At 68.3% G+C, this 14,642-nt stretch carries 17 protein-coding genes; all 17 read left to right on the top strand.

Annotation, left to right across the window (positions count from 1 at the left end; genetic code table 11):
- Positions 1-133: 133 nt before the first annotated feature.
- The 17 genes from QNJ67_04345 to rimP all read left to right on the top strand — a co-directional run bounded on the left by QNJ67_04345 (position 134) and on the right by rimP (position 14,628).
- Positions 134-688, top strand: coding sequence for a NifU family protein (locus tag QNJ67_04345; GenBank protein ID MDJ0608183.1), 555 nt, complete (start codon positions 134-136; stop codon positions 686-688).
- A 178-nt stretch (positions 689-866) separates the two neighbouring features.
- The gene (locus tag QNJ67_04350) at positions 867-1,457 is read left to right on the top strand and encodes a malonic semialdehyde reductase (GenBank protein ID MDJ0608184.1); all 591 of its coding nucleotides are present in this window, start codon (positions 867-869) and stop codon (positions 1,455-1,457) included.
- Between the two features lie 15 nt (positions 1,458-1,472).
- A complete protein-coding gene (gene tsaB, locus QNJ67_04355) occupies positions 1,473-2,159 on the top strand; it encodes a tRNA (adenosine(37)-N6)-threonylcarbamoyltransferase complex dimerization subunit type 1 TsaB (GenBank protein ID MDJ0608185.1) in 687 nt (228 codons plus the stop codon).
- 5 nt (positions 2,160-2,164) lie between these two features.
- Positions 2,165-2,644: an N-acetyltransferase gene (locus tag QNJ67_04360; GenBank protein ID MDJ0608186.1), complete on the top strand. Its 480-nt coding sequence runs from the start codon at positions 2,165-2,167 to the stop codon at positions 2,642-2,644.
- Positions 2,645-2,847: 203 nt separating this feature from the next.
- Positions 2,848-3,264, top strand: coding sequence for a MucR family transcriptional regulator (locus tag QNJ67_04365; protein ID MDJ0608187.1), 417 nt, complete (start codon positions 2,848-2,850; stop codon positions 3,262-3,264).
- Positions 3,265-3,391: 127 nt separating this feature from the next.
- A complete protein-coding gene (locus QNJ67_04370; GenBank protein MDJ0608188.1) occupies positions 3,392-3,844 on the top strand; it encodes a Fur family transcriptional regulator in 453 nt (150 codons plus the stop codon).
- A 102-nt stretch (positions 3,845-3,946) separates the two neighbouring features.
- Entirely contained in the window at positions 3,947-4,756 is an 810-nt protein-coding gene (locus QNJ67_04375) for a GNAT family N-acyltransferase (protein MDJ0608189.1), read from the top strand.
- Positions 4,757-4,761: 5 nt separating this feature from the next.
- Entirely contained in the window at positions 4,762-5,595 is an 834-nt protein-coding gene (locus QNJ67_04380; protein ID MDJ0608190.1) for a lysophospholipid acyltransferase family protein, read from the top strand.
- A gap of 98 nt (positions 5,596-5,693) precedes the next feature.
- Complete coding sequence (gene miaB, locus QNJ67_04385) at positions 5,694-7,097, top strand: tRNA (N6-isopentenyl adenosine(37)-C2)-methylthiotransferase MiaB (GenBank protein ID MDJ0608191.1); 1,404 nt, start codon at positions 5,694-5,696, stop codon at positions 7,095-7,097.
- Positions 7,094-8,098 (top strand): PhoH family protein, encoded by a 1,005-nt coding sequence (locus tag QNJ67_04390; GenBank protein ID MDJ0608192.1) that lies wholly within the window; start codon positions 7,094-7,096, stop codon positions 8,096-8,098. The genes miaB and QNJ67_04390 overlap by 4 nt, the downstream gene beginning before the upstream one ends.
- 28 nt (positions 8,099-8,126) lie before the next feature.
- Positions 8,127-8,678: an rRNA maturation RNase YbeY gene (ybeY, locus tag QNJ67_04395; GenBank protein ID MDJ0608193.1), complete on the top strand. Its 552-nt coding sequence runs from the start codon at positions 8,127-8,129 to the stop codon at positions 8,676-8,678.
- A complete protein-coding gene (locus tag QNJ67_04400; GenBank protein MDJ0608194.1) occupies positions 8,675-9,619 on the top strand; it encodes a hemolysin family protein in 945 nt (314 codons plus the stop codon). Before ybeY ends, QNJ67_04400 begins: the two co-directional genes overlap by 4 nt.
- Positions 9,597-11,183 carry an apolipoprotein N-acyltransferase gene (lnt, locus tag QNJ67_04405; protein ID MDJ0608195.1) on the top strand — a complete coding sequence of 529 codons (1,587 nt, stop codon included), beginning with the start codon at positions 9,597-9,599 and terminating at the stop codon, positions 11,181-11,183. Before QNJ67_04400 ends, lnt begins: the two co-directional genes overlap by 23 nt.
- Before the next feature lie 124 nt (positions 11,184-11,307).
- Entirely contained in the window at positions 11,308-11,766 is a 459-nt protein-coding gene (locus tag QNJ67_04410; protein ID MDJ0608196.1) for a helix-turn-helix domain-containing protein, read from the top strand.
- Between the two features lie 181 nt (positions 11,767-11,947).
- Positions 11,948-13,123, top strand: coding sequence for a methionine adenosyltransferase (metK, locus tag QNJ67_04415; protein MDJ0608197.1), 1,176 nt, complete (start codon positions 11,948-11,950; stop codon positions 13,121-13,123).
- Between the two features lie 59 nt (positions 13,124-13,182).
- Positions 13,183-13,935: a tRNA (guanosine(46)-N7)-methyltransferase TrmB gene (gene trmB / locus QNJ67_04420; GenBank protein MDJ0608198.1), complete on the top strand. Its 753-nt coding sequence runs from the start codon at positions 13,183-13,185 to the stop codon at positions 13,933-13,935.
- A gap of 186 nt (positions 13,936-14,121) precedes the next feature.
- Positions 14,122-14,628 (top strand): ribosome maturation factor RimP, encoded by a 507-nt coding sequence (gene rimP, locus QNJ67_04425; GenBank protein ID MDJ0608199.1) that lies wholly within the window; start codon positions 14,122-14,124, stop codon positions 14,626-14,628.
- Positions 14,629-14,642 lie beyond the last annotated feature (14 nt).

Consider the following 14,642-nt stretch of genomic DNA (forward strand, 5'->3'; position numbering starts at 1 on the left):
TTGCGCCTAACAGCGGGCCGATTTCACTCGGACCAGGAGCGCGCCGTGAGTGCCAACAGGCCCTAGCCCCGTGGGCGCTTGATCTTTGCCCCCCGCTGACCCACATTTCCGGAAGCAAGCCGGAGACCCAGAGATGTTTATTCAGACCGAAGCGACACCCAACCCCGCGACCCTGAAATTCCTCCCGGGCCGCGACGTGATGGCCAGCGGCACAGCGAACTTCGAGAACCGGGACGACGCCGGGCGCTCGCCCCTGGCGGAGCGCCTGTTCCAGGTCGAAGGCGTCAGCGGCGTCTTCCTCGGCTCCGACTTCATCACCGTCGCCAAGGCCGAAGACAAGGAGTGGTATCTGCTCAAGCCCGCCATCCTCGGCGTGATCATGGAGCACTTCACCGCCGGGCGCCCGGTTATCATCGAGGGCGCGGCCCAGGAAGAGGCCGGCGCCGGCGAGGACGACGACGAGGTTGTTTCCCAGATCCGCGAGCTGATCGATACGCGGGTTCGGCCGGCGGTCGCCCAGGACGGCGGCGATATCGTGTTCCGCGGCTTCGAGAACGGCATCGTCTTCCTGCACATGCAGGGCGCTTGCGCGGGCTGCCCGAGCTCGACGGCGACGCTCAAGATGGGCATCGAGAACATGCTGCGGCACTACATTCCCGAGGTGGTTGAGGTTCGCGCCGTCGTCTAGCCTGGAACGGCGGAGAGGGCGGCATGGCGCGGCGCGGCAACGGGCGGCGCCTTCCGCCTGGCCATAGAGGATTCCTTCGGATAGGACCCGCGCTCGGTATCGCCCGGCTGTGAGGGAGCCGCGTCGGCTGGTTCGCGCCGGCCCTCCGTCGGTGCCGCGAAGACAAGGGAGCGACAAGGTGAGCAACATCCTGAGCGACGCCGCACTGGACCGCATCTTCCGGAACGCGCGCACCCATTCCTCGTGGCAGGACCGCGAGGTCAGCGACGTCCTTCTGCAGGCGGTCTACGACCTGGCGAAAATGGGCCCGACCAGCGCCAACTGCAGCCCGATGCGGCTGGTTTTCGTCAAGTCTCCGGAGGCCAAGGAGCGCCTCAAGCCGGCGCTGGCCGAGGGCAACGTGGAGAAGACCATGGCGGCCCCGGTAACCGCCATCGTCGGCCACGACCTGGCGTTCTACGAGCGCCTGCCCCAGCTCTTCCCCCATACCGACGCGCGCTCCTGGTTCGTCGGCAAGACCGAGTTGAGCAGGGACACCGCGTTCCGCAACGGCAGCCTGCAGGGCGCCTATCTGATGATCGCCGCCCGCGCGCTCGGCCTGGACTGCGGGCCCATGTCGGGATTCGACAACGAAGCCGTCGACCGCGCGTTCTTCCCCGACGGCCAGGTGAAGTCCAACTTCCTCTGCAATCTCGGCCACGGCGACCCGGAGAAGCTCCATCCGCGCTCGCCCCGGCTCGAGTTCGACCAGGCCTGCCGGGTGCTCTGACCCCGCCGCTCGTCCATGTCCCTGACCAGCCTGCTCGCCCTCGATTGCGCGGGCGGGGCCTGCTCCGCCGCCGTCTGGCGCGACGGCGCGGTGCGTTCGCGGCGTCTCGAGCTGATGGCGCGCGGCCACGCCGAGCGCCTTGTACCCATGATCGAGGCGGTGATGGGCGAGGCTGCGGTGGACTTCGCCGACCTCGAGGCGGTCGCCGTGACCGTAGGCCCGGGCGGCTTCACCGGCGTACGCATCGGCCTCGCCACGGCGCGCGGCCTCGCGCTCGCCGCCGGCCTGCCGATCCTCGGGGTGAGCAACTTCCGCGCCGTCGCGGCGGCTGTGCCGGAGGCCGAATGGCGCGACCGCGAGCTGGCTGTGCTGATCGACGCCAAGCGCGCGGAGGTCTACCTCCAGGTCTTCGGCGCCGGCCTCGTGCCGCGCGCGGCGCCGGTCAGCATCCGGCCCGAAAGCCTGGCCGGCCGCCTCGGGCCGGGCGCCTACCTCTTCGCCGGCGACGCGATCGAACAGTGCCGGAAGGCCATCGAGGCGGCCTGGGGCGATTCCGCCCTGACCGCTGCGCCGGGCCATGCCGACGCCGCCTGGGTCGCGCGTCTGGCCCAGGCCATGCCGCGTCCGCCCGCCGGCGCGCCGCCGCCCGAGCCGCTCTATTTGCGGGCGCCGGATACCACGAAGCCCGGCAAGCGGGCCTGACCTTCATGGCGACCGGCGACCCAGCGTTGAGTCCCGGTGGCGACCCGGAGGTGCTCGCGGCGCTCCATGAGGCCTGCTTTCCCGAGGATTCCTGGAGCGCCGAGGCGATCGCCTCGCTCGCGTCGGGCCCCGGCGTGTTCGCCTTGACCGCGACCGTCGGCGCCGCGGCGGGCGACCCGGCGGCGCTCGGTTTCGTCATGGCGCGCTGCGTGGCCGAGGAATGTGAGATCTTAACCATTTGCGTCCGTCCCGAGCAGCGGCGGCAGGGCCTCGGCCGGGCCCTCCTGCTGGCGGCCATGGCGAGGGCCCGGGCCTTCGGCGCTGAAAAGGTCCTGCTGGAGGTTGCGGAAGACAACCGGGCCGCGCGCGCTCTCTACGGCGGCCTCGGTTTCGTCGAGTTCGCGCGGCGCCCGGCCTACTATCAGCGCGCGAATCGCGACCGGCAGACTGCCGTGGCCCTGGCCTTCAGTTTCGCCGCCGTCTAGCGGCGCGGACCCGACGGCGGCCGCTGCGCCATTCGGACTAAATCAGCCGTCCGGTTCTAGGGAACACCAGAAAAAGTGCTGCTAATAGACAAACGATCCGGATGTTTGCCCATCCACGTTTATTAGTTGTTCTACACGGTTGCTTTAGGTTAACATAGTAACTATATTCTCTAGCAAGCAAACAAACGGGGTGCGCACGGGCTATGGCGGATCAATCAAACTCCAGCGAGCTCTTATCTCTGACGACGAACATCGTTTCGGCCCATGTGTCGAACCATTCCGTTCCCGTCGACGATCTTCCTCAGCTCATTCGGGACGTCTACCAAACGCTATCTACGGTTGGCGGCGTCACGGAACGGGAGACCGAACGGCCGACACCGGCCGTGCCGGTCAAGAAGTCCGTAACCCCCGATCACATCGTCTGTCTGGAAGATGGCAAGAAGCTCAAGATGCTGAAGCGCCATCTCAAGACGGCCTACAACATGACGCCGGAGGAGTATCGGGAGCGCTGGGGCCTTTCGCCCGACTACCCGATGGTCGCGCCGAACTACGCGAAGCAGCGGTCCAAGCTGGCCAAGCAGATCGGCCTGGGCACGCGCGCGCGGCGCCGCCGGGCCTAAACTCCGCCGTCCAGCTCGGCCGGGCGTGGCCGATAGGCCATTGTTCGCCGGCATTGCAGATGCGATATTCCCGCAGCACGTCTGATGCCGATCCGCGGGAGCGGCAGGCGCCATCGTTGGCGGAATGATGGATTCTCGTATCGAGCAGCTCTGCGTCGAGAAGGGCCTCAAGATGACCGAACAGCGGCGGGTCATCGCAAAGGTGCTTTCCGACGCGACGGATCATCCCGACGTAGAGCTCGTGTTCAAACGGGCGTCCGCCGTCGATCCGCGCATCTCGATCGCCACGGTCTATCGGACCGTGAAGCTGTTCGAGGAAGCCAATATCCTCGAGAAGCACGATTTCGGTGACGGTAGGGCGCGTTACGAGGAACGGTCCGACGAACATCACGACCATCTCATCGACGTCAACTCCGGCGAGGTGATCGAGTTTCGCAACGACGAAATCGAGAAGCTGCAGCGCCTGGTCGCACAGGAGCTCGGCTATCGGCTGGTCGGCCACCGGCTGGAGCTCTACGGCATCCAGGCCGAAGAGGCCGATGGCAAGCCGGCGCGGCGGGACCGCCAGCGGGAATCCTGAAATTTCTAGGAACCGATCGCGTCTTGCGTCATTCTCTGCAGCAACCCACTCTCTGCGGCAACTCACGGGGACGCCGCGTGCCGACAAGGCGGCCATGAAGACGTGACCCACAGCGAAATCCCGCGTCCGGTCGATGTCAGGGCGCGGAACCTGCACATTAGGCTGGCCGAATCGGCCGACGAGATCAGGGCCTCGCAAGGCCTGCGCTACCGCGTCTTCTGCGAGGAGATGACGGCCAAGCCGAGCCAGGAAATGGCCTCGCTGGAGCGCGAATTCGACAGCTTCGACGAGTTCTGCGACCATCTCCTGGTGATCGACGAGACCCGCGGGAGCGACGCCGCGCAGGCCGTGGTCGGGACCTACCGCATGATGCGCCGCGAGGCCGCGGACCGCTTCGGCCGGTTCTACACCGCGGGCGAATACGATATCACCAACCTGGTGGCCCACGGCGGGGAGCTGCTGGAGGTCGGCCGGTCCTGTGTCGATGCCGAGTACAGGACCGGCGCAACCATGTACCTTCTCTGGCGCGGCATCGCGGCCTACGTGTTCCACTACGACATCGATATCCTGTTCGGCTGCGCCAGCCTGCCCGGCGTTGAGCCGCGCGAACTCGCCGTGCCGCTCGCCTTCATGTATCACAACCACATGGCGCCGGCCTTTCTGCGGCCGCGCGCCCTGCCCGAGCTCTACGTCGACATGGACTTCATGCCGCCGGATCAGATCGACCAGAAAGCGGCGCTCCAGGCCCTGCCACCGCTGGTCAAGGGCTATCTGCGCCTCGGCGGCTTTGTCGGCGACGGCGCCGTCGTCGACGGCGAATTCGGCACGACCGACGTCTGCATCCTGGTCAAGACCGACCGCGTGACGGAGAAGTACTACCGTCACTACGTGCGGGAGGAGAGCAGGGCCTGACGGTCATGGCGAAGACCATCCCCTCCTCGCGGCTCGTCGCGCTGGTCCGTCTCTCCCTCATGACGGGCTTCACCTTGCCGATGATGGCTTTGCAGACACTTGCGCTCTCCCTGAAGCTCCGGCTGAGCCACAAGCTGCCCCGCTGGTACCACCAGCAGTGTTGCCGGATCCTCGGCATCGAGGTCGTGTGCAAGGGCGAGCCGTCGCACGAGCATCCGACCATCTACCTCGCCAATCACGTCTCCTATCTGGACATCACCGCCCTGGGATCGCTGATCTACGGCTGCTTCATCGCCAAGGCGGAGGTGCGATCCTGGCCCCTGTTCGGCTGGCTGGCCCGGATGCAGCGGACGGTTTTCGTCGAGCGCCGGCGGACCCGCACCGCCGACCACCGCGACGAGCTGCTGGACCGCATGGAAAGCGGCGACGACCTGATCCTGTTCCCCGAGGGGACCAGCGGCGACGGCAATCGGGTCAAGCCCTTCAAGAGCGCGCTCCTGTCCGTGGCCGAGTACCGGCCGAAGGGCCGCCCGGTCCGGGTGCAGTCGGTCTCCATCGCCTATACCAAGCTCGACGGTTTGCCCTTGGGCCGCTACCTCCGGCCGCTCTTCGCCTGGTATGGCGATATGGATCTGGCACCCCATCTATGGCAGATGGCGGGAATGGGGCGACTGACGGTTGAGATCCGTTTCCACCCGCCGGTCACGGTGGACGAATTGGGATGCAGGAAGGCCTTGAGCGAACACTGTCAGCGTCTTTCATCCCTCGGTGTGGCCTCGGCCCTGACCGGGCGCCCCATGCCGGCCGGGGAAGCCGCGGTGCCGGTCCCGGCAAGCTAGGAAACCGCCGTTCTTGCCCGACCTCGCGCGCCTAGACATGTCCCGACCACGAAGAGACCCCGCGGAGCCCGCCGGAACGGCGGCGGAATGCGCCTGATATGGCAAAGCAACTCTTTATCAAGACCTATGGTTGCCAAATGAACGTCTACGACTCGACCCGTATGGCGGATACCTTGGCCCCGCTTGGCTATGCCGTGACCGACAGGCTCGAAGACGCCGATCTGGTGATCCTGAATACCTGCCATATTCGTGAGAAGGCGTCGGAGAAGGTCTTCTCCGAGCTCGGCCGGCTGCGCCGGCTGAAGCAGGCCAAGGCGGCCCGGGGCGCGCCCATGCTGATCGGCGTCGCCGGCTGCGTCGCGCAGGCGGAAGGCGAGGAGATCGTGCGCCGCGCGCCCCAGGTGGACCTGGTTTTCGGCCCCCAGACCTATCATCGCCTGCCGGAGATGGTGCGCCGCGCGCTCGGCCCCGAAGCCGGCCGGCCGGTCCTGGATACCGAGTTTCCGACCGAATCCAAGTTCGATCACCTGCCGGAGGAGGCCTCGCCCCAGGGCGCCGCGGGCTTCCTCTCGATCCAGGAAGGCTGCGACAAGTTCTGCACCTTCTGCGTGGTGCCCTACACCCGCGGCGCCGAGTTCTCGCGGCCGGCCGCCGAAATCGTCGCCGAAGCCGAGCGCATGGTCTCTGCCGGCACGATCGAGATCACGCTGCTCGGCCAGAACGTCAACGCCTATCACGGCGAGGCCGGGGCCGCCGCCACCTGGGGCCTCGGCCGCCTGATCCGGCGCCTGGCCCGGATCGACGGCCTTCGGCGCCTGCGCTACACGACCTCCCACCCCGCGGACATGGACGCCGAGCTGATCGAAGCCCACGGCGATGTCGCGGAACTCATGCCCTACCTGCACCTGCCGGTGCAGTCGGGTTCCGACCGGATCTTGCGGGCGATGAACCGGCGCCACGGGGCCGCGGACTACCTCGACATCGTGGCCCGCCTGCGGCGCGCCCGCCCGGACCTGGCCTTGTCCTCGGACTTCATCGTCGGCTTCCCGGGCGAGACCGATCAGGACTTCGCCCAAACTCTGCGCCTGGTCACCGAGGTCGGCTACGCCCAGGCCTACTCCTTCAAGTACTCGCCGCGCCCGGGCACGCCGGCGGCCGATCAGCCCGATCAGGTGCCCGAAGCGGTCAAGGACGAGCGTCTCGCCATGCTGCAGACCCTCTTGAACGAGCAGCAGACGGCCTTCAACCGTGCCAGCGTGGGCCGGGTGGTCGAGGTCCTGTTCGAACGCGCCGGTCGCGGCGCCGGCCAGCTGGTCGGGCGCAGTCCCCATATGCAGGCGGTCCACGCCGCCGCGCCCTCGGCGCTCCTGGGCCGGCTGGTGCCGGTCGAGATCGAGGCGGGTCATGCCAACAGCCTGGCCGGCCGGGTCGTCGAGGCGCGTGCCCCAGGGCCGGCCGGCGGGATTCCGGTCGGCGCAGCTACCGCGGGAGCCGGCCGATGAGCGTCTCCCAGACGGCCGATCAGCCCGATGTCCTGCAGTTCGAGGACAACAGCGTGCTCCCCATGCTGTTCGGCGAGCACGACCAGAACCTGGCAAGGATCGAACGGCAGCTCGGGGTCTCGCTCGCCTGCCGCGGCAATCAGGTGGCGATCAGCGGGCCGCCCGACGCGGTGCGCAACGCACGGGCCGCGCTGACCGCGCTCTACGACCGCTTGCTCAAGGGCCTCGGCGTCGGCGACGGCGAGGTCGACGCCGTGGTGCGGCTGGCCCGGAGCGAGGCCGACCCGGACCAGGGCGCGGCAGCCGACGCGATCCACGCCGAGCATCTTACGATCCGGACCCGCCGGCGGCACATCTCGCCGCGCTCCGCCGGCCAGGCGGCCTACATCGACGCGCTGATGCGCCACGAGCTGGTGTTCGGCCTCGGGCCCGCCGGCACCGGCAAGACCTACCTGGCGGTCGCCATGGCGGTCTCGCTGCTGATGTCCGGCAAGGTCGACCGGCTGATCGTGTCGCGGCCCGCCGTGGAGGCGGGGGAGCGGCTCGGCTTCCTGCCGGGGGACCTGCGCGACAAGGTCGATCCCTACCTGCGGCCGCTTTACGACGCGCTCTACGACATGCTGCCGGCCGATCAGGTCATGAACCGCCTGTCGAGCGGCGAGATCGAGGTCGCGCCGCTCGCCTTCATGCGCGGGCGCACGCTCAGCAACGCCTTCGTCATCCTCGACGAGGCGCAGAACACCACGCCCGTCCAGATGAAGATGTTCCTGACCCGCTTCGGCGAGAACAGCAGGATGGCGATCACCGGAGACCTGTCGCAGATCGATCTGCCTCACGGCCAGCCGTCCGGGCTGCGCGACGCGGTCGAGCTGCTGGGCGATCTGGACGAGGTGGCTTTCGTCCGCTTCACCGACGCGGACGTGGTGCGCCACGCCTTGGTCACGCGGATCGTTCGAGCCTACGATGCCAGGGACCGGAAGCGCGGCGACAAGGGGCGATGAGGGCGAGACGACGGTCTCTCAACAGGGCATGAGCGAAGAACCTCCAAGTACCGGCTTGAAGCTCTGGGTCCTCGCCGAGGATCCGCGATGGCTGTCCGACCTGCCCGAGGCAGAGGCCGTTGCGCGCCGCGCCGCCGAGGCGGCCTGGCGCGCGGCCCGGCCGTCCGACGACGCGGCGCCGCCAAGTGAGGTCTCGATCGTGCTCGCCGACGACGCCACCGCGGCGGAGCTGAACCGGCGCTACCGGGGGCGGTCCGGCCCGACCAACGTGCTGTCCTTCGGCGATCTCGACGGGCCCGGCGATCCCGGGCCCGGGCCGCGCCTGCTGGGCGACGTGGTGCTCGCCCGCGAGACGATCGCCCGCGAGGCGGTCGTCCAGGACAAGCGACTGGCCGATCACTTCGCCCATCTCGTCGTTCACGGGCTGCTCCACCTGCTCGGTCACGATCATCAAACCGCCGGCGAGGCGGCCGCGATGGAAGACCTCGAACGCCGGATCCTGGCCGGGCTGGGCGTTCCCGACCCCTATCGGGACGCCGCCGAACCTCGGGACGCCCTGCCGGCGGGAACTGTGTCATGACCAGCTACTCCGGCAACGCCAAGCTGGGCCGCAACGGCCAGAGCGAAGGGGGGCCGCTCGTCGGCCTCTGGCAGTGGCTGCGCGGCCTGTTCCGCGCGCGCAACGGCGATGCCCTGCGCGAAACCATCGAGGAGATCATCGAGGAGATCGGCGAGACCGAGGTGGAGGACGCCGAGGGCCCGCCGATCAGTAACGACGAGCGGATCATGCTCGCCAACATCCTCAAGCAGCGTCACTCCACGGCCTACGACGTTATGGTGCCGCGCGCCGACATCGTCTCGGTCGACGCCGAGACGGACCTGGACGAATTGCTCGACGTCATGAGCAAGGCCGGGCACTCGCGCCTGCCGGTCTACCGCGGCACGCTCGACGACGTACTCGGCCTGGTCCATATCAAGGACGTGCTGCCTTGCGCGGCCGCGCCCGAGAACTTCGATCTGCCGGCGATCATGCGCAAGGTCCTCATCATCGCGCCCTCGATGCGGGTCCTCGACCTCCTGCTCGAGATGCGCCTGTCGCGCACCCACATGGCGCTGGTGGTCGACGAATTCGGCGGGATCGACGGGCTCATCACCATCGAGGACCTGGTCGAGGAGATCATCGGTGAGATCGAGGACGAGCACGACGTGGTCGACGGGCCGAAACTGGTGTTCCGGGCCGACGGGTCGCTGATCGCCGATGCCCGCGCCATGGTCGAGGAGTTCGAGGAGCTGGTCGGCCCCGTGCTCTCGGATGAGGAGCGGGAAGAGGATATCGATACGCTGGGCGGCCTGGTTTTCTCCCTGGCCGGCCGGGTTCCGACCCGAGGCGAGCTCCTGGTGCACGAACCCTCAGGTGTCTCTTTCGAGGTGCTGCAGGCCGACCCCCGGCGCATCAAGCGGCTGCGTGTTCGCAACCTGCCGGAAAGGGTGACCGACCGTGGCCATCGCGCTGCAGACTGATCCGGCGGCACCCGCGCTCAAGCTCGCCCGCCGCCTGGCCGGCCTCGGCACCTGGCCGCGCCTCGCATTGGCGGTCGGCCTGGGGCTCCTGGCCAGTACCGCCCTGCCGCCGCTGCATCTCGTGTTTCTGCTGGTGCCGGCCTTCACCGGCCTGCTTTGGCTGCTGTCCGGGGTAGGTAGCGCGCGGGCCGCGTTCGGCCTCGGCTGGGCTTTCGGCTTTGGCTACTTCCTGGCCGGACTCTATTGGGTCGGCATCGCCTTCTTCGTCGACGCGGAGCGCTTCGCGCTGCTGATGCCGCTGGCGGTCGGCCTGCTGTGCGGCGGCATGGCGCTCTTTCCGGGCGTCGCGGTGGCGCTGGCCTGGCGTCTGCCGGGTCCCCGGCACGGCCGCTGGCTGATGCTGGCCGCCGCCTGGCTGTTCGCCGAGTGGATTCGGTCCTGGTTCTTGACCGGCTTCCCCTGGAACCTCGTCGGGTCGGTCTGGGTGTTCTCCGACGCCGTGCTGCAGAGCGCCGCGCTGGCCGGCGTCTGGGGCCTTTCCTTCGTCACCGTGGCCGCCGCCGGGGCCCCCGCCACGCTGGGTATCGCCGGCGCTGGCCCGTGGATGCGCTGGGCGCCGGTGTCGGCAATGGCCGGCTTGCTGCTCCTGCTGTGGGCGGCCGGGGCCTGGCGGCTCGCCTCGGCGCCGGCGCCCGGCGCCGACGGGGTCGAGGGCGTGCGGTTGCGCCTGGTCCAGCCGAGCATCGAACAAACGCTCAAATGGGACCCCGAGCTGCGGTTGCGCAACCTGGTCGACCAGGTGAACCTGTCCCGGCGGCCCGGCGCGGAACCTGTCACCCACGTGATCTGGTCCGAGACCGCGGTGACCTATTCTCTGGAGCAGGAGCCGATCCTGCGCCGCGACCTCGCCGCGGTCATCCCGCCGGACGGACTGCTGCTGACCGGCGCGATCAGGTCCTCCTTCAGCGGCGGCCGCCGGCAGGTCTGGAACTCCTTCCATGCGCTCGACGGCGCCGGCGCGATCCGGGCCACCTACGACAAGTTCCACCTGGTGCCCTTCGGCGAGTACGCGCCGCTCCGGGAGTGGTTGCCGATCGACAAGCTGACACCCGGCGCCATCGATTTCAGCGCCGGCCCGGGGCCGCTGTCGCTTGACCTGCCGGGCCTGCCGCCGGTCGGCCCGCTGATCTGCTACGAGGTGATCTTTCCCGGTGCCGTGGTCCAGGCGGACAGCCGCCCTGGGTGGCTGCTCAACCTGACCAACGACGCCTGGTTCGGCACCAGCTCCGGGCCGCACCAGCACCTGGCGGCGGCCCGCCTGCGCGCGGTCGAGGAAGGCCTGCCGATCGTACGCGTCGCCAACTCTGGCATCTCCGCCGTCATCGACAGCTACGGCCGCCTGCTCGACAGCGCCGGCCTCCAGGAGGTCCGGCTGATCGACTCCCCCCTGCCGAAGGCGCTCGAACCGACGCCCTTCTCGCGAATCGGCAATGCCGTCATTGCCGTGTTGCTGTTCGCGGCCCTGGCGCTGGCCTTCGGTCTGAAGTGGCGCGAAGGCCGATAATCTTCTCTCTTTCCGAGTTCATAAAACCTTCATAAGGGTTCACAATCAGACACATACTATGGTATGCGTTGACTGCATCGGGATCGGGGGTTGATGCGAAGATTTTCAAGAAGGAGATTACCGTATGAACCGGGGTGGGGATAAAGACTCCAGCCGCGGCGAAGGCGTGCCCAATCCAATTGATGTTCACGTCGGCGGCCGGGTGAAGCTCCGTCGGACTTTGTTGGGGATGAGCCAGGAAAAACTCGGGGAGGCCATCGGCCTTACTTTTCAGCAGATCCAGAAATACGAGAGGGGTTCGAACCGGATCGGCGCCAGCCGGCTCTTCGACCTGTCGCGCGTGTTGGACGTGCCGGTCGGTTTCTTCTTCGACGACATGTCGGAAGACGTCGCCGCCGCGTCGCCCGGTCAGGTGCGGGGCAAGGCCGAGGTCGAGCCCTTGAACGAGCCCAGCCCGATGGCCCGCCGGGAGACGCTGGAGCTGGTACGGGCCTATTACAAGATTCAGGATCCCCAGGTCCGAAAGAGGCTGTTCGAGATGGTCAAGGCGCTCGGCCTCGGCCCCTACGAGAAGGCCGGCTGACGCGGCGACGCTGCGGCATTTCTGCTTGACGAAAAAATTGCACTGGCGGCAAAGTGCCGCCGGCCGCGGCTACCGTGCTATCGGCGGCGCAGCGGAATGACGGCAAATCCGCCATCGGCTTGGCTCTGCGCGACGACCGCAAGGTCCCGAAGGTCGCGGCACCCGCCTGGGAGAATCTGATTTGAAACAGAGGCGATATCTCTTCACCAGCGAATCCGTGTCGGAAGGTCACCCCGATAAGGTTTGCGACCGAATCTCCGACACTGTGGTGGATCTGTTTCTGTCCCAGGACCCTCTGTCGCGGGTCGCGGTCGAGACCCTGGCTACCACCAACCGGATCGTTCTCGGCGGCGAGGTCCGCGGGCCCTCGACGGTGACGCCGGAACTGATCGAGGAAGCGGCGCGCCAGGCGGTCAAGGATATCGGCTACGAGCAGGAAGGCTTTCATTGGCGATCGGCGGCGGTCGAGAACTTCATCCACGAACAGTCAGTGGACATCGCCCAGGGCGTCGACGCCGCCGGCAACAAGGACGAGGGCGCCGGCGACCAGGGCATCATGTTCGGCTACGCGTGCCGCGAGACCGAGGAGCTCATGCCGGCGGCCATCCACCTGTCGCACAAGATCCTCCGGCTGCTCGCCGAAGCGCGCCACGCGGGTGACGCGCCCGGCCTCGGCCCCGACGCCAAGAGCCAGGTGACCCTCCAGTACGAAGACGACAGGCCGACCGGCGCCACCTCGATCGTGGTATCGACGCAGCACGCGGAAGAGCTCGATCAGGACGCGGTGCGCGAGATCGTCCGGCCCTACGTCCTCCAGGCCCTGCCCGAGGGCTGGATGTGCGACGACAGCGAGTTCTACGTCAACCCGACCGGCCGTTTTGTGATCGGCGGCCCGGACAGCGATTGCGGGCTGACCGGGCGCAAGATCATCGTCGACACCTATGGCGGCGCGGCGCCCCACGGCGGCGGCGCCTTCTCCGGCAAGGACCCGACCAAGGTCGACCGCTCGGCAGCCTACGCGGCGCGCTATCTGGCCAAGAACGTGGTCGCCGCCGGGCTCGCCGAGCGCTGCACGATCCAGCTGTCCTACGCCATCGGAGTCTCGAAGCCCCTGTCGGTCTACGTCAGCGCCTGTGGCGGCGAGCACCGGGTCGATCCGCATAAGCTGTCGCTTACGCTGCAGGACATGGTCGACCTCTCTCCGCGCGGCATCCGCGAGCATCTCGGCCTGAACCGGCCGATCTATGCCCGCACGGCGGCGTACGGCCATTTCGGCCGCGCGCCCGACCCGCAAGGTGGATTTTCCTGGGAGCGCCTCGACCTTGTGGAAGGACTTAAGGCAGCCTTCGACGCCTGACCGGCGTTCGCTTGGGTGCGCCCGGTCCCGCCGGGCAGGCGCGATCCGCCGCTAGGCGCATGGCCGGCCGCGATCCCCACGAGGGCCCGGGCTTTCCGCGGCGCAAGACCCACGGCCGCCGGCTCGGCCGGCCGCTGCGGCCCAAGGCGCGGAGCCTGCTGGAGAGCCGGCTGCCCGAATTGGCCGTTTCGCTTCCCGCGCCCGGCTTGACGCTGGACGCCGGCGGCCTGTTCGACGTGCCGCCGAAGGAAGTCTGGCTCGAGATCGGTTTCGGCAGCGGCGAACACCTCGTTTGGCAGGCGGCGGAGAACCGGGACGTCGGCATGCTCGGTGCCGAGGTCTTCATCAACGGCGTCGCCGCCGCGGTGAAGCGCATCGAAGCCGAGGGGGTCGGCAACGTCCGGCTCTACCAGGGCGACGCGCGCGATCTGCTGGATGCCCTGCCACCGGCGGCGCTCGGCCGGGTGTTTCTGCTGTTTCCCGACCCCTGGCCCAAGGTCCGGCATCACAAGCGCCGTCTTCTGACGGATTCCCTGCTCGACCGCCTGGCCACGACCCTCAGCGACGGCGGCGAGCTGAGGATCGCGACCGACCACGACGGCTATCTGCGCCGCATCCTGGAGTTGACCACCGCCCATCCGGCCTTCCGCTGGCTGGCCCGGGGCCCGGACGACTGGCGGCGCCGTCCGGACGACTGGCCCTCGACCCGCTACGAGCTCAAGGCGCTCAGCCAAGGCCGCCGACCGGCCTTCCTGCGCTTCCTCCGCGTGCCCCGGGACAGAGCCCCGGCGACGGCCGCCGATCCGGCATAAAGGCCTTGCGAACTTGGGTTTCGGGGCGTAAATTCCGCCTAACCATAAGGGTGGACGCAACCGGCCGAACCGGGTGCGTCTGGCTCTCGAAACGAGGTGGGCCAAGGGCCCACTTTTTTGTTCGGCATAAGCGGGAGTCGGTGAGTGGCGCTATCGAAGCCTTTCGAGGCGGTGCCTGGCGCGCATTTGACCAGTGAAGGTAAGGCGGCCGAAGTCGAGCAACTGATCTCGGCGCCGCTCGAGGCGCTCGGCTACGCGATCGTCCGCGTGCTGCTGTCCGGCGACCGGCGGGCCAAGCTGCAGGTAATGGTTGAGCGGCTCGACGGCGCGGCCGTCACGGTCGACGACTGCGCCGCCGCCAGCCGCGAGATCTCGGCCCACCTCGATGTGGCCGACCCGATCCGCAGCGCCTATGTGCTGGAGGTGAGCTCGCCGGGGATCGACCGACCGCTGACGCGGCTGGACGACTTCGCCCGCTTCGCCGGCTTCGAGGCGCGGCTCGAGACGCGCATGCCGATCGAGGGGCGCCGGCGCTTTCGCGGCACGCTGCTCGGTCTGGACCGGGACTCGATCCGCCTGGCGACGGAGACCGGCGAGGTCAGCTTGCCCTTCGGTGACCTGGCCAAGGCCAAGCTGCTCTTGACCGACGACCTGATCGCGGCCCATGGGGCGGCGCCGACGGAACGACAGTGATTTTGACGATGGGG

Source organism: Kiloniellales bacterium, from assembly GCA_030064845.1.
In the GTDB taxonomy this organism is placed as follows: Bacteria; Pseudomonadota; Alphaproteobacteria; order Kiloniellales; family JAKSDN01; genus JASJEC01.

Bases quoted from the DNA above. Each gene is read 5' to 3' on its own strand.
- QNJ67_04345 (MDJ0608183.1), top strand. From the start codon at position 134: ATGTTTATTCAGACCGAAGCGACACCCAACCCCGCGACCCTGAAATTC.
- tsaB (MDJ0608185.1), top strand. From the start codon at position 1,473: ATGTCCCTGACCAGCCTGCTCGCCCTCGATTGCGCGGGCGGGGCCTGC.
- QNJ67_04360 (MDJ0608186.1), top strand. From the start codon at position 2,165: ATGGCGACCGGCGACCCAGCGTTGAGTCCCGGTGGCGACCCGGAGGTG.
- QNJ67_04365 (MDJ0608187.1), top strand. From the start codon at position 2,848: ATGGCGGATCAATCAAACTCCAGCGAGCTCTTATCTCTGACGACGAAC.
- QNJ67_04370 (MDJ0608188.1), top strand. From the start codon at position 3,392: ATGGATTCTCGTATCGAGCAGCTCTGCGTCGAGAAGGGCCTCAAGATG.
- QNJ67_04380 (MDJ0608190.1), top strand. From the start codon at position 4,762: ATGGCGAAGACCATCCCCTCCTCGCGGCTCGTCGCGCTGGTCCGTCTC.
- miaB (MDJ0608191.1), top strand. From the start codon at position 5,694: ATGGCAAAGCAACTCTTTATCAAGACCTATGGTTGCCAAATGAACGTC.
- QNJ67_04390 (MDJ0608192.1), top strand. From the start codon at position 7,094: ATGAGCGTCTCCCAGACGGCCGATCAGCCCGATGTCCTGCAGTTCGAG.
- ybeY (MDJ0608193.1), top strand. From the start codon at position 8,127: ATGAGCGAAGAACCTCCAAGTACCGGCTTGAAGCTCTGGGTCCTCGCC.
- QNJ67_04400 (MDJ0608194.1), top strand. From the start codon at position 8,675: ATGACCAGCTACTCCGGCAACGCCAAGCTGGGCCGCAACGGCCAGAGC.
- QNJ67_04410 (MDJ0608196.1), top strand. From the start codon at position 11,308: ATGAACCGGGGTGGGGATAAAGACTCCAGCCGCGGCGAAGGCGTGCCC.
- trmB (MDJ0608198.1), top strand. From the start codon at position 13,183: ATGGCCGGCCGCGATCCCCACGAGGGCCCGGGCTTTCCGCGGCGCAAG.